At 37.0% G+C, this 22,144-nt stretch carries 22 protein-coding genes and 1 pseudogene; 10 read left to right on the forward strand and 13 right to left on the reverse strand.

Going from position 1 to position 22,144, the window contains the following annotated elements; genetic code table 11:
* The first annotated feature begins 22 nt into the window (after positions 1-22).
* A complete protein-coding gene (locus ACQWU4_RS05490) occupies positions 23-1,312 on the forward strand; it encodes a glycosyltransferase family 4 protein (RefSeq protein WP_429934771.1) in 1,290 nt (429 codons plus the stop codon).
* Between the two features lies 1 nt (position 1,313).
* Here ACQWU4_RS05490 and ACQWU4_RS05495 read toward each other — a convergent pair whose 3' ends face one another.
* Both ACQWU4_RS05495 and ACQWU4_RS05500 read right to left on the reverse strand, forming a co-directional pair.
* Complete coding sequence (locus ACQWU4_RS05495; protein ID WP_429934772.1) at positions 1,314-1,649, reverse strand: hypothetical protein; 336 nt, start codon at positions 1,647-1,649, stop codon at positions 1,314-1,316.
* Between the two features lie 6 nt (positions 1,650-1,655).
* Positions 1,656-2,906 (reverse strand): dicarboxylate/amino acid:cation symporter, encoded by a 1,251-nt coding sequence (locus ACQWU4_RS05500; RefSeq protein ID WP_429934773.1) that lies wholly within the window; start codon positions 2,904-2,906, stop codon positions 1,656-1,658.
* Between the two features lie 222 nt (positions 2,907-3,128).
* Here ACQWU4_RS05500 and ACQWU4_RS05505 point away from each other — a divergent pair, with 222 nt between their 5' ends.
* From ACQWU4_RS05505 to ACQWU4_RS05515, 3 genes are all read left to right on the forward strand, one after another.
* A complete protein-coding gene (locus ACQWU4_RS05505) occupies positions 3,129-3,617 on the forward strand; it encodes a BON domain-containing protein (RefSeq protein ID WP_429934774.1) in 489 nt (162 codons plus the stop codon).
* Between the two features lie 6 nt (positions 3,618-3,623).
* Positions 3,624-4,043, forward strand: a complete 420-nt coding sequence (locus tag ACQWU4_RS05510) for an SH3 domain-containing protein (RefSeq protein ID WP_429934775.1) — start codon at positions 3,624-3,626, stop codon at positions 4,041-4,043.
* Positions 4,044-4,249: 206 nt separating this feature from the next.
* Positions 4,250-6,109, forward strand: coding sequence for a CocE/NonD family hydrolase (locus tag ACQWU4_RS05515; protein ID WP_429934776.1), 1,860 nt, complete (start codon positions 4,250-4,252; stop codon positions 6,107-6,109).
* A 125-nt stretch (positions 6,110-6,234) separates the two neighbouring features.
* On the opposite strand, the gene ACQWU4_RS05520 is transcribed toward ACQWU4_RS05515, so the two are convergent.
* The 3 genes from ACQWU4_RS05520 to speB all read right to left on the reverse strand — a co-directional run bounded on the left by ACQWU4_RS05520 (position 6,235) and on the right by speB (position 8,810).
* Positions 6,235-6,846 carry an alpha-ketoglutarate-dependent dioxygenase AlkB family protein gene (locus ACQWU4_RS05520; RefSeq protein ID WP_429934777.1) on the reverse strand — a complete coding sequence of 204 codons (612 nt, stop codon included), beginning with the start codon at positions 6,844-6,846 and terminating at the stop codon, positions 6,235-6,237.
* Positions 6,847-7,026: 180 nt separating this feature from the next.
* Positions 7,027-7,884 carry a bifunctional helix-turn-helix domain-containing protein/methylated-DNA--[protein]-cysteine S-methyltransferase gene (locus tag ACQWU4_RS05525; protein WP_429934778.1) on the reverse strand — a complete coding sequence of 286 codons (858 nt, stop codon included), beginning with the start codon at positions 7,882-7,884 and terminating at the stop codon, positions 7,027-7,029.
* A 68-nt stretch (positions 7,885-7,952) separates the two neighbouring features.
* The gene (gene speB / locus ACQWU4_RS05530) at positions 7,953-8,810 is read right to left on the reverse strand and encodes an agmatinase (protein ID WP_429934779.1); all 858 of its coding nucleotides are present in this window, start codon (positions 8,808-8,810) and stop codon (positions 7,953-7,955) included.
* 150 nt (positions 8,811-8,960) lie between these two features.
* Here speB and ACQWU4_RS05535 point away from each other — a divergent pair, with 150 nt between their 5' ends.
* The gene (locus tag ACQWU4_RS05535) at positions 8,961-9,620 is read left to right on the forward strand and encodes an HAD family hydrolase (protein WP_429934780.1); all 660 of its coding nucleotides are present in this window, start codon (positions 8,961-8,963) and stop codon (positions 9,618-9,620) included.
* Positions 9,621-9,700: 80 nt separating this feature from the next.
* Here ACQWU4_RS05535 and ACQWU4_RS05540 read toward each other — a convergent pair whose 3' ends face one another.
* The 5 genes from ACQWU4_RS05540 to ACQWU4_RS05560 form a co-directional block, all read right to left on the reverse strand.
* Positions 9,701-11,092 carry an arginine decarboxylase gene (locus ACQWU4_RS05540; RefSeq protein WP_429934781.1) on the reverse strand — a complete coding sequence of 464 codons (1,392 nt, stop codon included), beginning with the start codon at positions 11,090-11,092 and terminating at the stop codon, positions 9,701-9,703.
* A 110-nt stretch (positions 11,093-11,202) separates the two neighbouring features.
* Complete coding sequence (locus ACQWU4_RS05545) at positions 11,203-12,078, reverse strand: tyrosine-protein phosphatase (RefSeq protein ID WP_429934782.1); 876 nt, start codon at positions 12,076-12,078, stop codon at positions 11,203-11,205.
* Between the two features lie 53 nt (positions 12,079-12,131).
* On the reverse strand, positions 12,132-12,761 hold the full coding sequence (locus tag ACQWU4_RS05550) for a thiamine diphosphokinase (RefSeq protein WP_429934783.1): 630 nt from the start codon (positions 12,759-12,761) through the stop codon (positions 12,132-12,134).
* Positions 12,751-13,320, reverse strand: coding sequence for a cob(I)yrinic acid a,c-diamide adenosyltransferase (locus ACQWU4_RS05555; protein ID WP_429934784.1), 570 nt, complete (start codon positions 13,318-13,320; stop codon positions 12,751-12,753). The genes ACQWU4_RS05550 and ACQWU4_RS05555 overlap by 11 nt, the downstream gene beginning before the upstream one ends.
* Before the next feature lie 165 nt (positions 13,321-13,485).
* Positions 13,486-14,070, reverse strand: coding sequence for a hypothetical protein (locus ACQWU4_RS05560; protein WP_429934785.1), 585 nt, complete (start codon positions 14,068-14,070; stop codon positions 13,486-13,488).
* 184 nt (positions 14,071-14,254) lie between these two features.
* Between ACQWU4_RS05560 and ACQWU4_RS05565 the strand changes: the two genes are divergently transcribed.
* Positions 14,255-14,746 (forward strand): DinB family protein, encoded by a 492-nt coding sequence (locus ACQWU4_RS05565; protein WP_429934786.1) that lies wholly within the window; start codon positions 14,255-14,257, stop codon positions 14,744-14,746.
* Positions 14,747-15,000: 254 nt separating this feature from the next.
* On the opposite strand, the gene ACQWU4_RS05570 is transcribed toward ACQWU4_RS05565, so the two are convergent.
* On the reverse strand, positions 15,001-15,954 hold the full coding sequence (locus ACQWU4_RS05570; protein WP_429934787.1) for a helix-turn-helix transcriptional regulator: 954 nt from the start codon (positions 15,952-15,954) through the stop codon (positions 15,001-15,003).
* 99 nt (positions 15,955-16,053) lie between these two features.
* Here ACQWU4_RS05570 and ACQWU4_RS05575 point away from each other — a divergent pair, with 99 nt between their 5' ends.
* Positions 16,054-16,623, forward strand: a complete 570-nt coding sequence (locus ACQWU4_RS05575; protein WP_429934788.1) for a Crp/Fnr family transcriptional regulator — start codon at positions 16,054-16,056, stop codon at positions 16,621-16,623.
* Positions 16,624-16,699: 76 nt separating this feature from the next.
* Positions 16,700-17,164, forward strand: a complete 465-nt coding sequence (locus ACQWU4_RS05580; protein WP_429934789.1) for a carboxymuconolactone decarboxylase family protein — start codon at positions 16,700-16,702, stop codon at positions 17,162-17,164.
* Positions 17,165-17,328: 164 nt separating this feature from the next.
* Here the strand turns inward: ACQWU4_RS05580 and ACQWU4_RS05585 are convergent, their stop codons facing one another.
* Positions 17,329-19,056: an ABC transporter ATP-binding protein gene (locus ACQWU4_RS05585; protein ID WP_429935077.1), complete on the reverse strand. Its 1,728-nt coding sequence runs from the start codon at positions 19,054-19,056 to the stop codon at positions 17,329-17,331.
* A gap of 221 nt (positions 19,057-19,277) precedes the next feature.
* Between ACQWU4_RS05585 and hmpA the strand changes: the two genes are divergently transcribed.
* A complete protein-coding gene (hmpA, locus tag ACQWU4_RS05590) occupies positions 19,278-20,480 on the forward strand; it encodes an NO-inducible flavohemoprotein (protein ID WP_429934790.1) in 1,203 nt (400 codons plus the stop codon).
* Between the two features lie 6 nt (positions 20,481-20,486).
* Positions 20,487-20,936 (forward strand): Rrf2 family transcriptional regulator, encoded by a 450-nt coding sequence (locus ACQWU4_RS05595; RefSeq protein ID WP_429934791.1) that lies wholly within the window; start codon positions 20,487-20,489, stop codon positions 20,934-20,936.
* A gap of 369 nt (positions 20,937-21,305) precedes the next feature.
* Here the strand turns inward: ACQWU4_RS05595 and lptB are convergent.
* Positions 21,306-22,031 (reverse strand): annotated as a pseudogene (gene lptB / locus ACQWU4_RS05600) (LPS export ABC transporter ATP-binding protein); the annotation flags it as partial.
* Between the last annotated feature and the right edge of the window lie 113 nt (positions 22,032-22,144).

Consider the following 22,144-nt stretch of genomic DNA (forward strand, 5'->3'; position numbering starts at 1 on the left):
TAAAGTTTATTGTTCAAGTTTAATGGAACAAAAAAAGATACTGATCATCACCTATTACTGGCCTCCTGCGGGAGGTCCTGGTGTTCAGAGATGGCTGAAATTCGCAAAATATCTGCCTGAATTTGGCTGGAGTCCTGTTATCTATACTCCTGAAAATCCAAGTTATCCCCTACTCGATGAAAGCCTTCTTAAAGACGTTCCTCAGAATATAGAGATTGTAAAAACCAAAATATGGGAACCTTATCAGTTGGCAGAAAAGCTGAATAAAAGCAACAAAAAGTTCAAAGCCGGACAGTTTGATGTGGGTAAAAATCAAAGCTGGAAATCCAGGCTTTCGATCTGGGTGAGAGGAAATTTTTTCATTCCGGATGCAAGGGTATTCTGGGTGAAACCTTCGATAAAATTCTTAGAACAGTATTTAAAAGAAAACAAAATAGATGTGGTAGTCACTTCCGGGCCACCTCACTCTCTTCACATGATCGGTCTCGGTCTGAAAAAGAAATTCCCTGATCTGAAATGGATCGCCGATTTCCGTGACCCATGGACAGAAATCTCTTATTATAAACATTTAAAACTTACCAAAAGCTCGGACAGAAAACATCGTCAGCTTGAAAGTGCAGTTTTTAAAAATGCTGATATTACATTAGCTACAAGCTATACGGATGCTGAAAATTTCAGAAAAGCGGGAGCAAATGCTGTTTGTATCACAAATGGATTTGATGAAGAAGCTAAAGGAGAAAAAGTAGACAAGCAAAACGGTAAAACTTTTACTTTAAGCTATATAGGCGTTCTTGAGCAATTAAGAAACCCTGAAAACCTTTGGAAAGCTTTAGATGAACTTATTATTGAAAATAAGGAGTTTGGCGACAGCTTTGCCCTGAAATTTGCAGGAAGAATAGATGATAAAATTCTTCAATCGGTTGAGAATTCGCATCTGAAAAATTACATCCTGAATCTAGGGTATATTTCTCATGATAAAGCCGTGGAAGAGATGGCTAACTCGGATCTATTATTAATCACCAATTTTCCGAATAAATCTTCCAAAGGAATTATTCCCGGAAAAATATTTGAATATCTGGCAACTGGAAAGCAGATTATTTCTTTCGGCCCGGATGAAGCAGATGTTTCGAGAATACTGACAGAAACAGGTGCCGGAAAACATTTCAGTTACGAAGATCTTAAAACTGTCAAAGATTTTATCCTTGAAAAATTTGAGTTATGGAAAAACGGAAATCTTCTTGACAATACGCAGAATATTGAACAGTTCTCAAGACGAAATCTGACTGAAAAGCTTGCTGAAATTTTATCGTAACTTAAAATTTTAAACCAATAGAATACCAGATACTTTGACTCTGCTCAACATGATCTCTCTGATAAATAGCTGTAGAGTACTTGTCTCCGAAAAGTTCTCTGACAATTGTTTTCACCGTATCAGTAAACACAAGATCTTTAATTTCAGGAACTTCTTTTAAAAACTGTCTTACCGCAAACAGGTCATCAGATTTTCTAAAATTTTCTCTTGATGTATCAGTATTTTGTATTGTTTCTGTGATCAATTCGATCTCTTCATCAGAAAAAACCGAATTGATTACAGTAAATCCTTTTTCAAGAACATATTTTTTATGACTTTGTAAATACTGCTCTGTCATGCGATATTAAACTTCCTGAGGCGTATTTTCAAGCTGCCCTTCCCATTTCGAAACGGCAGAGGTTGCCAGTGCATTTCCCAGTACATTCGTCATACTTCTTCCCATATCACAGAAATGGTCAATTGGCAGGATCAAAGCAATACCTTCCGGCGGAATTCCAAACATGGAACATGTTGCCACAATAATTACTAAAGAGGCCCTTGGAACACCTGCAATACCTTTTGAGGTAAGCATTAGTACCAAAAGCATAGTGATCTGCTGACCAAGTTCCATTTCAATTCCATAGATCTGGGCAATGAAGATGGAGGCAAACGTCATATACATCATACTCCCGTCAAGGTTAAATGAATATCCTAAAGGTAAAATAAATGATACTACTCTATTGTTACATCCGAATTTTTCAAGTTCTTCCACCAGCTTCGGGAAAACAGCTTCTGAACTCGTTGTAGAGAATGCAATCAGTAACGGAGCCTTGATCCTTTTAAGCAATTCGAAAAGGCGGTTTCCTAAAATAAGATAGCCCACCAAAAGAAGGACAAGCCATAACACACCCAATGCAAAGAAAAAGTCTCTCAGATAAACCGCATATACTTTAAATATCTGAAATCCATTAACAGCCACTACTGCAGCAATAGCTCCCAAAACTCCAAGCGGTGCAAACCACATAATATAGCCTACCATTTTAAGGATAGCATGCGCAATAATGTCAAAAAGTTTAACTACCGGCTTTGAATATTCTTCTCCTAAATTGGCAAGTGCAACCCCAAACATAATGGAGAAAACCACAATCTGAAGTACCTCATTGGTAGCAAAGGCTTCAAATAAACTTTTAGGGATCATATGCTTGACAAAGTCTTCCATAGAAAAACTTTTACTGCTTTTTAAAAGATCTTCCGCAGCTGCAGCATCCTGGATCGGCAGTTTAGTCACGTGTCCCGGCTCAAGCCAGTTCACCAATACCAATCCTATAAAAAGAGAAACCAGAGAGGCCGTAATAAACCACAGCATTGCTTTCGTTCCTACTCTTCCGATCATTTTGATATCGCTCATCTTGGCAATTCCCACTACGAGGGTTGTAAAAACCAACGGCGCGATAATCATCTGTACGAGCCTGATAAAAACGGTTCCCAGCAGTTTGATGTTTTTGGAAAAGGGTTCCGCACTCTCCGGATACTTCAGGTGTACCAGACCTCCGATTCCTACTCCCAGGATAAGTGCAACGATAATAGCAATAAAAAGTTTATTTTGTCCTTTCATATATATAGTTCAATTCCCACAAATATAATAGTTTTTCAATTGGTACAAGATTTTATCGGAATTCGGTTAAGTTTTGATTAAGTTTATAATACATTAAAATTAAATCCCTGATTTATAAAATATTGTAAAAAATTTAAGAAACATTTATTAAGTTTTTATTCCTTTGGTACAAATTTTATTATTACATTTGATTGTATTAACAACATTAATAAATATACAACTATGAAAAAAACTATCGCAATGGCTGCATTAGCTGTAGCTATATCTTTTGGAGCGGTGTCTTGCAAAAAGAAAGTTTCTGATGCCGATCTTCAAACTCAGGCTACAACGGTGGTAACTTCTAATCCCAATGCTTCTGTGGAAGTAAAAGAAGGAGTGGCTCACTTAAGCGGAACTTTCGCTGACCAGCAGTCTAAAGATGCCATGATCGCAAAATTAAAAGCAATCACTGGAGTAAAAGAAGTAATGGACATGTCTACTATAGCTGCTCCAGTTACGGCTGCGCCAGTGGAAACGGCATCTGCTGTAGATCCTGCGGTTCAGAAAAAAGTTCAGGACGCTGTTAAAGACTTCCCTTCTGTAAAAGTAGAGGTTGTAAACGGACAGCTTACCCTTACAGGAAATGTTTCAGGCCTTCAGGCAAGAAAAATCAAAGAATCTGTTGATGCTTTGAAAATCGGAAAGTATAACAATAACCTAGTGGTAAAATAATTTAAGATGAGCGCATTACAAGATAAATATTCAAGCGTAGTTTCAGCAGCACAGTCTGCAGGAATTTCTAACCTTCAGGTTCAGGAGCAGGATGGTATTCTTTATGTTACAGGAAGTGCTTCCAGTACAGCAGCAAAAGATGCAGTATGGAACGCTTTGGGAACTATTGATTCTACTTATTCAGCTTCAGACATCAATATTGACGTGCAGGTAGCAGGATTAACTTCAGGTGCTTCTTTAACAGTAGCTACGGAAGATTCTAATCTGAACATCAGACAGGAGCCTTCTACTGAAGCTGCTGTAGTAGGAAAAGCTGCAAAAGGTTCATCAGTAACTTTGATCGAGCAGACTTCTGATGACTGGTGGAAAGTAAAAACTGATGACGGTCAGGAAGGATATGCTTATGCAAGATATTTAAGAGCCTAATTTTTTGAAAATTTAAATTTTCAAAAAATCAATACAGACACTCCCAGTTGGGAGTGTTTTTTTATGTCCAACAATTAATATAATATCTGCATTTTTACAGTTTGTACTCTCAGGCTTTCTCATTAATCCCTTAATTTTACAAGAAGTTTAATGTTATTCAGTACATCAGAAGTATTTTATTTCTAAATTAGCTGTAAATTTTATTTATGAAGATCCATATTTCAATTTTATTTATTTTTCTTTTTATCCTTGGAAATGCACAAAGTGCAGACCAAAAAGATACTTTTGTAAAAGACAATTTCACCAAAAAGGAAGTTTACATTCCGATGCGTGACGGGGTAAAGCTTTTCACCGCCATATATATACCGAAAGATATTTCGGGGAAGAACAAATACCCTTTCTTGATGCAGAGAACCTGTTACAGTATTGCTCCCTACGGTGAAAACGAATACAGGACCAAACTGGGGCCTAACCAATATCTGATGAAGGACAAATACATTTTTGTATTTCAGGATGTTCGCGGAAGATATATGAGTGAAGGCACTTTCACCAACATGACCCCTCAGGTGGACCGTAAGACAAAAAAAGATGTGGATGAAAGCACGGATACTTATGACACTATAGAATGGCTTCTGAAAAACGTTAAAGACAATAACGGTAAGGCCGGCCAATACGGAACTTCCTACCCGGGATTCTATACTGCGGCAGGTATACTTGCACAACACCCGGCTTTGGTAGCTTCATCTCCACAGGCTCCCATTTCAGATTTCTGGAATGATGATTTTCTTCACAACGGAAGATTTATGCTGGGATATTTCAGAACATTCCCTGTTTTCGGAATTCAGAAAACGAAGCCGGAAAACAAAGCATGGTATATGGATACTTTTGTAAAACAGACTTCTGAGGATGGTCTTAAGTTTTACAGAGATATGGGAACTTTGAAGGATGGCTATGAAAAATATTATAAGAATAATTTCTTCATGACCGAGATCATGAACCATCCAAATTATGACGAGTTCTGGCAGAAAAGAAGCCTACTTCCCCATCTGAAGAATGTAAACCACGCGGTAATGACCGTTGGCGGATGGTTTGATGCTGAAGATCTTTCAGGACCCCTGAATATTTACAAAACCATAGAAAAAACAAGCCCTAAAGCTAAAAATACAATCGTGATGGGACCTTTCTCTCACGGAGCCTGGGCTCAGGAGCAGGGAAAACATTTCCACAACCAGATCTATTTCGGTGACAGCATTGCAACGTATTATCAGAAAAATATTGAAACCAAGTTCTTTAATCATTATTTAAAAGGAAATACGAAAGAAGATGCCGGACTTCCGGAAGCTTTGATGTATGATACAGGAGCTAAGGAATGGAAAGAATTTGCTTCTTATCCTCCTAAAAATGCTCAGAAAATTAATTTTTATTTGGCAGACGGAACTTTAAAAAACTCAGCAGGACAAGGCTTTTCAGAATACTACAGTGACCCGAACAATCCTGTTTTAAGCTCTGATAACCTGAAAGATTTCAATGGTTTTACGCCAAAGAATTATATGTCGGAAGACCAGAGATTTGCAGTAGGAAGACCGGATGTACTGACTTTCACAACGGATGTTTTAACAGAAGATATTACATTTGCCGGAGAGATCATGGCTAAGCTTAACATTGCTTCCACTTCTACAGATGCTGATTTTGCAGTAAAACTTATCGATGTTTATCCTGGAGATTTTAAACCTGTAGAAAAGAAAGACGGAGTGATCTATCCCAACTACCATCAAATGGTGAGAAGCGAAATCATGCCTGCAAGATTTAGAAATTCAAGAGAGAAAGGAGAAGCTTTGGCACCTAACCAGAAAACCGCTGTGAATTTCAGATTGCAGGACGTAATGCATACTTTCAAAAAAGGCCATAAAATCCAGATCCAGATCAGCAGTACTTGGTGGCCGCTATTTGCTATAAATCCTCAGAAATTTATGGAAAATTCAAACTTTGCTACGAAGGAAGATTATACGAAAGCTTTTATTAAAGTATATAATGACAGCTCTATTGAGGTGGAAGTATTGAAATAGAAATGATCAGGTGATGATGTCAAAACTTAGTCATCATAATAATATTTAATAAACTCCGGCCGCTGAGGTTCCCTCAGCGGCCGGAGTTTTTAGTTGTAGACAGCTTCGAACCTCAGTCCACTATTTTATTCCTCAATAGTTCTGAAGGTAAGATTTACCCGCGGTGTTTTTATTTTAGTGGTTGGTGGAAGCCTGTGCAGCCAGTTTTCCTGTGTTGTTCCCTTCATGATCAGCAAACTTCCGTTTTCCAGGAATATTTCCACTTTTTCTTTGGTGGTCTTATGTTTGAACAGGAACTTTCTTTCCGCCCCGAAAGTCAGGGAAGCGATTGCTCCGTGTTTTTTCAGATCGGTTTCGCCGTCGCTGTGGTAAGCCATTCCTTCGCTTCCGTCATGGTATAAATTGAGAAGACAGGAATTGTAAGTTTCTCCGGAGACCTCTTCACATTTCTTTTTTAATTCCAATAGTTCCGGTGTCCAGAATTTTGCATATTTTGTCCGTTTTGAATAGGTATATTCAAAGGCTTTTTCTCCAAACCAGGCTACTTTTCTCTTTGTCAGAATTAATTTGCCAAAAATCATTGCCTCATCATTTTCCCACGGAATCTGATTGAGAAGATAATCATAAAAATAGTCAGATTTTTCTTTATTAAAAACCTTTCCGTAATAATGGACTGTTCCGCCGTGCGGAAGGATATTCAAAGGATGTTCCGATATTTCTTCAAACAGGCTGTTCATAAATTTATAATTTGTAAAAAGTACAATGTAAAATATATTAATGACTTTAAAACATACCAAGTTTTGTAAAATTCTAATATTTCTAAGATATTTACTTATCACTCAAAATTTCAGTATACCGACATATATTCCCCTCCAATGGAGGGGTGTCAAAAATTCTTTGAATTTTTGACGGGGTGGTTACGAAACAGAATTTCCCGAATAAATCCTTGAACTTTCCCAACCCACAATCAGCTGCTTCCTGTTGCTTCCCCATCTATAACCTCCAATATTTCCGGTAGACTGTATCACACGGTGACACGGAATAAGAAATGCAACGGGATTACTTCCAATTGCCGTTCCTACAGCTCTGGAAGCATTAGGGTTTCCTATCTTTTCTGCCAGATTACCATAGGTAGACAGTTTCCCCATCGGAATAGAGAGCAGACTTTCCCAGACTTTAAGCTGGAAATCGGTGCCTTTTAAGTGAAGTTTAATAGTATTAAGTTTCGTCCAGTCCTGACTGAATATGGACAGTGCATTTTTCTGCAGTGCATCCTGTTTCTCGAAGAAAGAAGCATTAGGAAACTTAGAATATAAATTTCCCAATGCCGTTTCTTTATCGTCTTCAAAAGCCATATAACAGATCCCTTTTTCTGTAGATGCTGCCATTACATATCCAAAAGGACTTTTGGAAAAACTGTAATTGATGTTCAGGCTTTTTCCGCCGTTTTTATATTCCGCCGGAGACATTCCTTCTATTTTCACAAAAAGGTCATGAAGCCTGCTTGTGCTGGAGAATCCTGTCTCGTATGCAGTATCAAATAAAGTCGCTTTTTCTTCCTTCAATAAATTTTTGGCATGTTCAAGACTGATGAACTGCAAAAACTTCTTCGGACTTGTTCCTGCCCATTCCGTGAATATCTTCTGAAAATGAGCCGGACTCAGGTGAATATTCTCTGCCACTTCCTCCAAACTTGGCTGAAGTTTGAAATTGCTCTGGATATACTCTATCGCTTTGGCAATTCTGTTATAATCTATCTGATTTTGTGTGGACATAATAATTTCTTTTACCTCACAAAGTTCCAAAGAATACAGGGCAGAAAAAATCTGATTCTTGCGGAATTTTAGTTGTTGTTATAAATGTGGTTGTAAGCCAGCATTTTGTAGTATAATTTAGCTGCAAGAAAAGCAGTTGGCTTAGCCATTGGAGAATCCATTAATTCTACAATATCGAATGCCACTACGTTGCATTTTTCAAATACTTTTCTCAATAATTCCAGTGTTGGGTACCACTGAAGTCCGCCCGGTTCCGGAGTTCCTGTAGAAGGAGCAATAGATGGATCGAAAGCATCAAGATCAATTGTAATATAAACATTACCTGAAACTTTTTCCAAGACATCATTGATCCAGTTATCATTGTTAGCAATCTCGTGAGCGAAAAACACTCTTCCTTCCGGCAGATACTGTGCTTCTTCTCCGTCCATGGAACGGATTCCCACCTGAACCAGATTATGCTTCTGATTGGCTTCAAAAACCGCACATGCATGATTGGAGGTAGATCCGTGGAATTCAGGACGCAAATCTGTATGCGCATCCAGCTGAAGAACTGTAAGGTTTTCAAACTTTTCTCCTACCGCACGGATAGATCCGATAGAAACAGAATGCTCTCCTCCGAAAAGAGTGAATACTTTTCCTTCATTGTTCAGAAGCTCTTTTGTTTTCTGATAAACAGCTTCAGTCATTGCTTCAGGAGTAGAATTTTCAGAAATTTCTCCGGCCAGATATACGCCGTCAAGATAAGGCTCAGTTCCTGTTTCAATGTCATAAAGCTCCATGTTTTCAGAAGCATTTAAGAATAATTCAGGGCCTTTGTCAGCACCTTTTCCCCACGTCGAAGTCCCGTCATAAGGAACTGTTACCAGCATTACTTTAGAATTTTCTAACGTTGCATTTTCTTCAGGAATTCCTGCGTATGTTCTCATGTTTTATTTAAAAATTTAAATGATTGACAAATTTAAAGATTCCACAAAGATACAAAATAGTAGTTGAGCTGTAAATCAGAGTTATGGGTTTTTAAATTTTTAAATCTTTAATGTTTAAATTTTAAAGGCTATTTTTGCAAAAAACAAAATATGTCTTTAAAAGCTGTTCTTTTCGATATGGACGGGGTTATTGTAGATACCGAACCACTGCACAGAAAAGCTTATTTTACTACCTTCGATGAACTGGAAATTGCTGTTTCCGAGGATCTTTACACTTCTTTCACAGGAGCTTCTACAAAAAGAGTTTGTGAAACACTGATCCGGGAATATGACTTAAGCCATACTCACGAAGCTATCGCAGGGATTAAAAGATCCCACTTCAAGCATTATTTTGATAATGATGAGGATTTTGACCTGATCCCTGGAGTAAGAGAATTAATCCAGCATTATCATGAAAATGGCATCAAGCTCATTCTTGCCTCTTCAGCGACTATGATAACTATCAATATGGTTTTTGAAAAGTTCGGGCTTGAAAAATATTTCAGCGGAAAGATTAGCGGTGCTGATTTAAAGGAATCAAAACCTCATCCGGAAGTATTTTTATTAGCAGCAGAAATGGCTGGAGAACCTGTACAAAACTGTATGGTTATTGAAGATTCTACGAATGGGATTCTTGCCGCACACAGAGCCGAGATTTTCTGTGCTGCTTACAGAAGTCCTCACTCCAAAAACCAGGATTATACTTTAGCGGATATCGTGGTTTCAGATTATGAAGATCTGGAACTGGATAAGCTTTCAAAATATTTTTAAATAAAAAGCTCTCAAAATTTGAGAGCTTTTATTATTATCTGTTTTGACTTAAACCGGTTTTTATTAATACAAAGGTTTAATTAATAACCCAAAAGTTTTAGAATATCTTCAGGCTCCTGCTTTTCACGGAAAATTTCATATTGAAGCTCACCGTTTTCGTCTTTCTGGATCAGGACATGCCTTGGCTGAGGCATCAGGCAATGGTGAACACCACCATATCCTCCGATCGTTTCCTGATAGGCTCCTGTATGGAAAAATCCAATATAAAGAGGTTTTGTATCACTGAAAACAGGCAGATAGATCGCATTGGTATGCTGTTCTGAATTATAGTAATCATCTGAATCACAAGTTAATCCACCTAAGAACACTCTTTCGTAAGTATCTTCCCATCTGTTCAGCGGAAGCATGATAAAGTGCCTTGAGATCGCCCAGGTATCAGGAAGTGTAGTCATGAAAGATGAATCAATCATATTCCACTTTTCTCTGTCGTTCTGACGTTTCTGGGAAATGATTTTATAAAGATTGGCACCGCTCTCTCCTACTGTAAAGCTTCCGAATTCAGTATAAATATTTGGTTCTTCCACTCCTTCCTCTTCACAGAATTTCTTGATCTGGGAAACAATTTCTTCTACCATGTACTGATAGTCGTATTCGAAATTTAAAGAAGTTTTGATCGGGAAACCTCCACCAATGTTCAGTGAATCCACTTCCGGAGCAATTTTCTTCAAACGTGCATATACACGAAGACATTTGTACAATTCGTTCCAGTAATAGGCAGTGTCTTTGATCCCTGTATTAATGAAGAAGTGAAGCATTTTCAGTCTTGCATTCGGGTGTTCAGCAATTTTCTGGCTGTAATAAGGAATAATATCTTTATATCCGATTCCTAATCTTGAGGTATAAAATTCGAATTTTGGTTCTTCCTCTGAAGCAATTCTGATCCCGATATCGAAAGTAGTGTCAATGCTTTCTGTAAGCTTATCCAGTTCACGGTAATTATCCAGAATCGGAGTAATATTTTCAAAACCGCTGTTGATCATTTCTGAGATTTTCACCAGATAATCATCCGTTTTGAATCCGTTACAGATCACTTCAATATTTTTATCTACTTTTCCTTTTTCATACAGAGATTTCACAATATCCATATCATAGGCTGAAGAAGTTTCTATGGAAATATCATTCTTAAGAGCTTCTTCCAGCACAAAGTTGAAATGACTGGATTTTGTACAGTAGCAATAGGTATAATTCTTTTTATATTCGGTTTTCTCAAAAGCTTCCCTGAACCAGCTCTTCGCTTTCTGGATATTTTGAGAAATTCTCGGCAGGTAGCTAATTTTTAGCGGGGTGCCAAATTTTTCAACGACTTCCATTAAAGGAACATCGTGAAACAACAAATTGTTCTCAGAAACATTAAATTCCTCCGTAGGAAAATATAATGTCTGATCAATAAGTTCCGAGTACTTTATTTTCATTTCTTGACAAGTGAATTACGAAATGCAAAATTGCTAAAAAAGTTTGATTTTTAAGCGTTAAATTTATTATAAATTTCAAAACAGGATCAGGCAAAAACAGGATCAGATTATCAATTTGTAAACTTCCTGATATATTCTTCCCGCTTATTATCTGAAATTCCAAGAACCTGTTGAATATAAGTGTCGATCGAACCATATTTCTTATTGATTTCATCAAAAGCCGCATCCAGATATGCAGTTTCCACCCAGCTTAGTTTTTCAAGGACTTTTACATCCATTTTAGGATACAGAAAATGTAAATTATCTGCCAGATTAAGCCTTTTAAGAACAAGTTTTTTCCTGTAATTGTTGGATAGAAGGTAATCATTATAAATTGTTTCTTTATCAAACTTTAAAATGGATAAAATCAAAGCTGTTGTGATCCCTGTCCTATCTTTTCCTGCGGTACAGTGATAGAGAACCGGCTGATCCGATTCCAGAATCTCAGTAATGATTTTTTTGATGACTTCCGGATTTTCCGTTACATATTCCTGGTAGAAATCGATCATCCTTTTATCAGCATCTGAACCATTAACTTTTCCTTTAAGAACAAGTTTCTTAGCCTGTGTCAGCTGATCTCCCTCATCTTCAAAGGCTGAATATTTTTTATAAATGATTCCGATTGGAAGCTGATCCGGTTTATCCGCTATTTCTTTTGAGTTTCTGAGGTCAATCACCTCTCTGATTCCCAGATTTTCAATTTCCCTGAACGATTTCTTCTTCAATTTATGAAGATGTCCGCTTCTGTAGAATTTTCCGCTTTTTAGAGTTCTTCCGTCAACATTTTTAATATTTCCGACAGTTCGGAAATTGTGGACTTTTTTAATTTCAGGATCTTTTTCCGTTAAATTTTTCCCATATTCAGGAGCAGAAAAATCTTGTGTTTTGCATGAAAAAACACAGAATAATGAGATGATTAAAAATGATATTTTAATTATATTTTTCATTTATTCACCACAGATTTCACGGATTTACACAGATGTTTGTGCTACAATTTTTATTATAAATAATTTTTCCCGATAAAAACCAGCAAATCTCCTTTTTCATATTCGATTGAAACCTCATCTTCAACAGCAAAATTTCTTGTTCCGATTTTTGAGGTAATGCTTAGTTCTCCATTGGTTAAAGGCCAGTTTAAACCTTTTGTAGTAATGTTTTCAACAGCAGGAAACGGATACAGTGAGATCATCTTGCCTTTCACATCTTTCAGAACAAAACTTTCAGGAACAAAATAATATTCGGAATTCTCATCATAAAATTTTATTTCTAATTGATTTTTAAACCCGAAAGCAACTGTAAGATTTCCAAGAAAGTGGTCCTGCTCTCCTCCGCTTCCTCCGAGAACATCAACTTTTTTGAAATTTCTTTCTACAATAATTTCCAGAGCTTTTTGAAAGTCGGTTTTATCCTGATCCGGCGTATAAATGAATTTATCCTGATAAATATCTTCATCTTTCCCCGAATGCGAATCGAAATCACCGGAAATAAAATCCAGCTTTTCTAAAGGAAAATCAAGATTTTTCAAATAATGAAAAGCTCCGTCTGTACATGCTATCAAGCCGTATTCTTCAACTTCCGGGAAAGTTTTGGGAGCATCTCCGTTGATGAAAAGCAGGGTTTTATCTTTCATTCGGGTTCCAGTATTCTTCCGGTTCGTTATTTATTTTTGAGATATATCTTGCCAAAACAAAGAGATAATCTGAAAGTCTGTTCAGGTATTTGATCAGCTCAGGACGAACTTCTTCAGATTCATTTAAGAAAACCAGAGAACGCTCTGCTCTTCTGCAGATGGTTCTTGCAGCATGTAAAAATGTTGCTGATTTTCCGCCACCGGGAAGGATGAAGTACTGAAGAGGCTCAAGTTTCTCTTCAAATGCATCCATCCACTGCTCCAGTTCCTCAATTTCTGTATCTGAAATGATTAATGGGAGACGTGATTTTCCGTTGGCGAGCATTAATTTATCAACCGGTGCTGCAGCCTCCGACCCTACTGTGAAAAGATCAAACTGGATTTTTTTCAACTGTTTCAAAACTTCTTCATCCTCAATATGACTTTTAGAAATACCAATAAATGAATTGAGCTCGTCTATATTTCCATAACTGTCTACTCTTGCACTGGCTTTGGAAACTCTTGTACCGCCGTATAAAGCGGTCTGTCCTTTATCTCCTGTTTTTGTATAAATTTTCATACTACTAAATTACTTTATTTTGTACAATGTAAAAAGTAAAATGTATTCAGGATTATGAAACGGGCTTTATTCATCAGACTTTCCATGAAGGATTTATTATTCCATCATTTTCCTGTTTAGCTTTTTAAAATAAAAAATGACCGGATAAATCCGGCCATTCACAAATTATTTATTTACCTCTACATACTGTATGACGGTCTGGTTTTTGGGATTATAGATTATTGTGCTGTTGTTGGGAAACCTTTTCAGCTTATAATATTCTATATTTTTATCGTTTTTGATATCTTCTAAAAAGCTGGTATCAAAAGTATTTTCAGGAAGAAATTTTGAGACAAAACTTATTTTGTCAATAATGCTTTGTCCGTCTATTTTACGGGCGGTTTTATCTGATTTGTTTTCGTCCGAAGTAGGCTGCTTTTCCAGGAATGGAAGCAATACTGCTATATCTGATTTATATTTTAAGATATATCCTTCAGAGCCGTTAGGAAATTTAAATTTCTTTCCGGTGTCTTCTGAAACTACAGACTTTCCTTCGCCGGGAAATACCTGGTTAAATTTTACGTCCTGGGAATTGGTTAAGGAATTAATTGATTCATTGACTGTTTTCTTCACTGTTTCTTCTACCGCCTGCTGAGCTTTCTGCTGTACGGTTTCAGTAGTTTTCTGAACGGTCTGGTCAATTTTTTCTTCGATTTTATTACATGATATTAATAAAAGAGCTGTAATAGCAGGCAAAATATACTTCTTCATTTTAAAATTCTAATAAGGATCAATTTCTTTTTTATCAATACACTTTCCTTCTAACGGAAAACGGTTACAGATATTTTAGTAAAGAAATAAAATATTTTTTTAACATCAAAAATCCTACTGACAAACTGTTGTCATAACCCTGTTATACCTTTGTATCAACAATAACAAACTAAACAATACAATTATGACAACTACAGCAACAGCCACAAAACAGTTCATGACATCTGATCAGTTATTAGAACACTGGCAGGGACACAGAAATCTTACAAGAAGAGTAATAGAAGCTTTTCCTGAGAAAGAATTATTTGAATTTTCCGTAGGCGGTATGAGACCTTTCGCAAAACTGGCAGTAGAGCTGATCAGCATTGGCGGACCTGCTTTGAAGGGAATCGTTGACAAAAACATGGAAGCTTACAATGAGGAAGGATTTAACCCAAAAACCAAGGAAGATATCCTGAAAAAATGGGACGAAGAAACTGAGGTAATCAATGAATATTTCAGCAAGATCTCCGAAGATCGTTTCCAGGAAACTTTCAATTTATTCGGACAGTATGAATTCCCGGTATATCAGAATATCCTTTATTTCGTGGATAATGAAATTCATCACCGTGGGCAGGGTTATACTTACCTGAGAGCTTTGGGAATTGAGCCGCCTTTCTTCTGGGAGAGATTCTAAAAGAAAAAACAAAAGTTAAACTGTGGAGGGGCTAAGACATAAGAAGCAATTTGTACATCGGCAGGATATTTTTACAGAATATTTTCAATAATAATTCTATCAAATTTAGACACGACTCATATTAAAAGTATTTGGCTTCAGACAAATCTGCCATTTTATGCTCTTACCCGTTCGCAGCTTATTTTTTGACTAAAAAAGCCATTCTTCAGTTACATTAATATTGCCGAAACCTCAACAAATTACTGTTGGGGTTTTTATTGATGCCTGTCCGAAATTCTTTTAGCCAGCTCATTTAGTTTCGACGTGAGGCTTTCCGGCTCCAAAACGGTTGCATAATCTGCAAAAGTGATCAGCCAGCGCGGGAAACCTTCTTCAATCCATTCGGTATCAAAGATCATTTCAATTCCGTTTTCTGTTTCAGTTTCCTCAATAAACCCGTAATATTTTCTGGAATTAACGATATGTCCTATTATTTTCTTATCAACTAAAAGCCTGACTCTGGTTTTCTCCCCGTTTGAATATCTCCTGTAATCATTGATCTGTCCGTATTCCTGGGAAAAGGGATTCTGAGTTTTAAAAATCTGCAGGATCCTGTCGACGCGGAATTGCCTGAAATCTTTCCTCATGGTACAGAAAGCCATAATATACCAGTAATTGAATTCAAAGAAAATACCTACTGCCTCTATAGTTCTGTTTGTTACCCGGGAGTCCACTGTTTTGTATTCAATGGTAAGTTGGGTTTTGTCTGCAATACTTTCCAGGATAGTCGGAATTACATTTTTAATATTATCCCCTGTCTGTGGATGGTAATTATAAACATCTATCTGCTTTTCAATGTTCCGGATCAGGTTTTTGTCTGAATTCTTAAGCACTGAACGCACTTTTTCCATAGCCAGTTGATAATGATTTCCAAGGCTTTGGTGAGAGAACTTCTGCATCAGCTTTTCAGCGGTGATAAAGCTCAGGACTTCTTCTTTCGTAAACATAATGGGCGGAAGCTTGTAGCCGTCCATTAAAGAATATCCGTTTCCGGCTTCTCCTATAATGGGAATTCCTGCATTTTCCAGTGTTTTTACATCACGGTAAATTGTACGGATACTGACATCAAATTTTGCAGCAAGATCCTGTGCCCTTACCGTCGGTTTTGACTGTAACTGTGTGAGAATAGCTGTTACCCTGTCCAGTTTTTTAAGATAGTGATCGTTCATATTGGTATGACAAATCTATCAATCTTTTTTGGTGTACAGCGTATAAATTCAGCTGCTTTTTATTATATTTAATTCTTTACAAACCATATTTTTCTCCATATGAATCCTGCCCGTTTCATTCAGACCATCGAAAGTATTATAAAGCCGGAACAATCTGTAATGGAAGCTCTTACTTCAAATTTAGAATCCAAAACTTACAGAAAAGGAGATTTTCTTCTGAAAGGAGATGAAACCTGCAGATATTTCTATTTCCTTGAAAAAGGTCTTGTAAAGTTATTTTTTGATAACGGGGACAAAGATTTCATTATGACATTTTTTGCAGAAAATTCTTTTTTCACAGAACTGAATGGTTTTCTGACCGGTAAGGCTTCAAAATATATGATCGTTGCACTGGAGCCATGTGAAATTCTGCGTATTCATAAAGATGTTATCGAAAACTTATGCAGGAAATATCATACGGCAGAAACCCTTTTCAGTAAACTGTATTCAAAAGCTCCCGTCAATATGATGGGACGGATAAGTGAAATGCTTGAGGACGACGGTAAAAAACGATACAATAATTTCCTGAAACAGAGGCCGGATCTTGTTCAGCGGATCAGTCTTGGGGATATGGCAGACTATATTGGCATCACTCAGGTTTCATTAAGCAGAATCAGGGCGCAGAAATAGTTTTTTATCATATGTAAAAAAATTCCGGGAAATTCCAATCTACATTTGTCTCATAATTAATCAAAAACAAATTATTATGTCACAAAGAATCAATGCATTTGCAATGGGAAACAAGGCTGTAAACGCTCTTCACAATATGGGGTTTCAGGTACAGCATTCATCACTGGACAGTTCGTTTCTGGAACTCCTGTATTTCCGTGTTTCACAGATGAACGGTTGTGCTTTCTGCCTGGATATGCACTCCAAGGAATTAAGGGCCAAAGGCGAAACTGAACAGCGAATATTTTTGGTAAGCGCATGGAGAGAATGCTCTTTTTACACAGACAGAGAAAAAGCAGGATTCCTTTGGGCGGAAAGCTTAACTTCTCTTAACAGCAGGGAAATTCCTGATGAAATTTATTTTGAAGTCAGCAAACATTTTTCTGAAACTGAAATGCTGGATCTTACTATGGCCATCATTGCAATCAACAGTTATAATAGGATCAACATTGCTTTTGGAGCGGATGTGGGTGCTTATCAGGTTGCTGAAAAAGCACAATAAACAGATTGCTGAAAATTTCAAACGCCCAGTTTTACAATAAAACTGGGCGTTTAACTTTTGCTTTAAAAAGCATTAAAAGTTGCGGCAAAAAATAATATGTTCTCTCGCAGATTGGGCAGATATCGCAGATTTTTTAGTAGCCCAAATCTGTATATATATTCTTATCAATTATCTTTAAAAGTACTCACCAGTTTATCCAGATTCAAGCTTCTGGCAGAGGCATCAAAAATCTCCCGGTATGTTCCGTTGAGATGAACCAGTTCGTCATGGGTTCCGCTTTCCACGACTCTTCCTTTTTTCATGACATAAATAGTATCGGAATCCAGGATCTGTGAAAGTGAATGTGAAATAATCACTACAGTCCGGCCTTCTTTAATGGCATCCAGTGAATTTTTAATCTGTTCGGTAGCAATAGCATCCAAACTTGCGGTTGGCTCATCAAGGAAAATGATAGGTGGGTTTTTCAGGAACAGCCTTGCAATGGCAATTCTCTGCTGCTGTCCGCCGGAAAGCTGGGTCGCATCATGCTGATACCCGTCCGGAAGATCTAGGATCTGATCATGGAGATAGGCTTTCTTTGAAGCTTCCTGAATTTCCTCAAAACTGGCATTCATATTTCCATAGCGGATATTGTCTTCAATACTTCCCTGAAAAATATGGTTTTTCTGCAATACCAGACCAAGATCGTCTCTCAGGAATGTATTGTCATACTCATTCAAATTGACTCCATCCAGAAAAATTTCTCCGGAATCCGGAAGATAAAATTTACAGAGAAGATTGATCACCGTTGATTTTCCGGCACCGCTCAATCCTACCAATGCTGTGGTTTTTCCGTTCTCTATCTTCATGGAAACATTATGCAGGGCTTTTGTTCCGTTCGGATAGCTGAAATCAACATTCTTTAATTCAAAAGTTCCTTTGATTTCTTTTTCCACAAAAGTTCCGTTAGGCTCTTTTTCATCATCAGCATTCAGGATTTCAAAATAACCTTCAGCATAGATCATGGCATCATTCATATCATCATAGATTCTGTGCAGTTGTCGTATAGGAGCTGAAATATTGTTGAAAAGCATAATGTGAAGCATAATCGCACCAATCGTCATTTGCTGGTCCAGTACAAGATAAACGGTCAAAAGAATAATTAAAACCACCCCGAACTGCTCTATAAATGTTTTTAAGCCATCATAAATAAAGTTCGTTTTTCTGGTGAACATCTGGCTTTCCATCAGTTCCATCTGCAAATCGTACTGTTTTTTGCCTTCAAATTTTTCACGAACAAAACTTTTGATCACCATGATGGAATTGATCAGATTAAGCAGACCTGAAGTTTTTCTCTCCCTCTGATTTCTAAGCTGGCGGCGAACCCCTCCGAGTTTTTTTGCCTGCAATGAGCTTATATAAAAATAGATGGGAACAATGATCGTGGAAACCATTCCCACATATACATTCTGCATGTACATAATGATCAGGGCAATAATGGCATTGGAAAAAAGAGGAAGTATATCAATAAAAAAGTTCTGAACGAGTCTTGTTAAACTTTCAATACCTCTGTCTATCCTGATCTGCAGTTTCCCTGACTCATGATTCTCATCATTGAAATAGGCAACCCTGTACATCAGGATCTTATCAATGGCAGACTGGGCAAGAACAGAACTTACATTAATCCTTATTTTTTCACCGTAAAATTTCTGCCCGAAATTGATAAAAATATTAAGCAGCTCTTTTCCCAGTAAGATAATAGAGATCACAATCAGAATATGAATTCCCTCAGACATCGGATGTGGAAGATGAGTAAGCTTCGTCACCTCATCTACCGTATATTTTAATACAATGGGATTGACCTGTGCTGCGAGTGCTCCTAAAAAAGTAAGAAATAATGTTCCATAAATCATTAACCGGTAAGGTTTTATGAATGGGACAAGCTGTTTATAGATTCCGAATAGAGTGAGTGTTCTGTTAAAGGGTTTTGCCATAACAATTTATTAGTCAAAAATTATGCATTTTTTGTGATAGTTAAAATAAATTTTCGGAGAACTTTTAATTTTTTATTGTTGCATTTAAAATACAACAATTATTTTTTTCATACATTTGTATCATCATTAAACAAATCAAAATGAATTTTAAACAAAAAGAATTAGTCAAATCAACAGTACCAGTCTTAAAAAGCAACGGTACAGATCTCACCAGACATTTTTATAACAGAATGTTTAAGCATCATCCCGAACTGAAAAATATTTTCAATATGAGCAATCAGGCCAGCGGAAAACAGCAGCATGCTTTGGCAGGTGCCGTACTTGCCTATGCTGAACATATTGAAAACCCAGGTGTGTTAATTAATGTTTTAAAATCAATTGGTAACAAACATGTAAGTCTTAACATCAGCCCGGAACAATATGATATCGTAGGCCATCATCTGATTTCTTCTATTAAAGAAGTTCTGGGAGACAGTGCCACAGATGAACTAATCGAAGCATGGACACAGGCTTATAATGAACTAGCCCAAATTATGATTTCCATAGAGGAAGGATTATATGAATCCAATCTAAAAAAAACCGGAGGATGGAAAGGCTGGAGACTATTTGTAATTGCAGATATTGTTGACGAAAGCAGTGAGGTGAAATCATTCTATTTGAAGCCAAAAGATGAGAATACCATTGCAGATTATCTTCCTGGCCAGTATCTTTCTGTAAAATTATTTGTTCCGGAATTAAAGCATGAACAGGCAAGACAATACAGTTTATCTTCTGCTTTTAACCCTGAATATTACAGGATATCTGTAAAGAAAGAACAAAATACAAATTCTCCTGATGGAATTGTTTCCAATCTATTACATGGAAAAGAAACAGGTGAAGAAATATGGGTAAGCGCTCCGGCAGGTATATTCCATGCCGGTGTTGAAAGCAATCAACCTCTGGTATTAATTAGCGGTGGTATTGGAATAACCCCTCTTCTGAGCATGCTTGAAACCAATAAGAACAGGCTTAAAGAAAATACCACCATATGGCTGCACAGCTGCAGAAATGAAACAGTACACGCTTTCAAGGAGCAGATTGATACTTTAAACAAAGAGAACCATTGGCTTACTACTCATATTTTTTATGAAACACTTGCTGAAAAAGAAAATAGCTCTGTAAAAGAAGGAAGGATTGATTTAGTTGAACTGAAAGACGAAGTACTTATTGATCATGCAAAGTATTATATTTGCGGACCGGAAGTCTTTATAAAAATACAATATAACTCGTTGATAAAAATTGGTGTTTCAAAGGAAGATATTTTATATGAAGAATTTGGTCCTCAATTAATTCATCTTAATTAATTATCAATGAAACTGAACCATTTTACAGATTACAGCCTGCGTGTATTAATCTATTTAAATCAGAAGAATAAATCAGCATCTTCTTCTTTAGATGAACTGTCCGGAGAGCTGAATATATTGCGTAATCATCTCATTAAAGTGGTTCAGTTTTTGTCAAAAGAAGAACTTGTTATCACTAAAAGAGGCAAAAACGGGGGAATTGTTATATCAGACAAAGCTCTCAATATAGGTTTGGGCGACCTTATCCATCTTCTGGAACAGGACGATTCCCCAATTATCAACTGCCATACAAAGCCATGTGTTTTTATGCCTTTTAACTGTAAATTAAAATCCTTTTTCAATATAGCTTATCAGGCTTTTCTGGACAGCATGAACCAGCATCATTTGCCGGACCTGGCTTTTAATAACTGGGAAAATATTTTCTCGGGTCAGCAAAAGGTTCAAGACAATGTTTAAAATATAAACAATTGTTAACTAAAAAAATTCAGATTACCCTTCATAAAAATATGTGGTAAGATAATGCAGTTCCGGTTTGCTTGCAGCTTTGGATTCTGCTTCGGCCTGCTCCAGAGGATATTGTGAAGTCAGTTCTTTTCTTTGGAAAACGAATGAATTGTTCGCATTTTTGTCTACTACATCATTGAAGATATGCTCAATCTCGGAATTGGCAAGCGATGCAAAGCTGATGTCTTCAAAACCATACATCAGTCTTAAATCATCATACTGCCCGAAGTTTTCATCTACAAATCCCTGCAGCTGCGCTTTTGAATCAAAATTACCCGCCCAGATATTGTAAATATATTTTTTCTTTTTCGGTTTATCTAAAATACTCTGATATACAAAGTTTTCTCCAAGATAGGCCTCTCTTACCTGCGGATCATTGGCAAGATCTTCCGGAAGTCCTTCTTTCAGGATTTTCCCTTCAAACATGATGTATGTTTTGTTGGTAATCGCCAGGGTCTGCTGTACGTTGTGGTCGGTGATCAGGATTCCGATATTTTTATCTACCAGACTTCTTACAATTTTCTGAATATCTTCTACAGCAATAGGGTCTACCCCTGCAAAAGGCTCATCAAGCAGGATAAAGTTCGGGCTGGTTGCCAGACATCGTGCAATTTCTGTTCTACGTCTTTCCCCTCCTGAAAGAAGATCCCCTCTGTTTTTACGCACGTGCTGCAGAGAAAACTCTTCTATCAGCTCATCACATTTGATCTGCTGCTCCCGTTTTGAAAGTTTCGTAAGCTGCAAAACACCCATAATATTTTCTTCTACAGACAGCTTTCTGAAAACTGAAGCTTCCTGCGCAAGATAACCAATTCCCTTCTGGGCACGGCGATACATTGCATCAGTAGTAATCTCCTGTTTATCAAGAAAAATTTTTCCTGAAGTAGGCTTAACCAATCCTACGATCATGTAAAATGAAGTGGTCTTTCCTGCTCCGTTGGGACCAAGCAAACCAACAATTTCTCCCTGTTGAACCTGTACAGAAACGCCTTTTACTACTTTTTTAGGACCGTATTCTTTGATTAAGTTTTCTCCTCGTAAAATCATAGGGGCAAAGATAAAGTTTTTTTGAATTCAAAATTTTAGATTATGAACTGTATCCGTTGTTTTTTGACAGGACTAGATTTATTTTTTTCTGTCTTCATATATCATCCAACCAA

This window comes from Chryseobacterium sp. MIQD13 (assembly GCF_050496705.1).
Classification (GTDB): Bacteria; Bacteroidota; Bacteroidia; order Flavobacteriales; family Weeksellaceae; genus Chryseobacterium.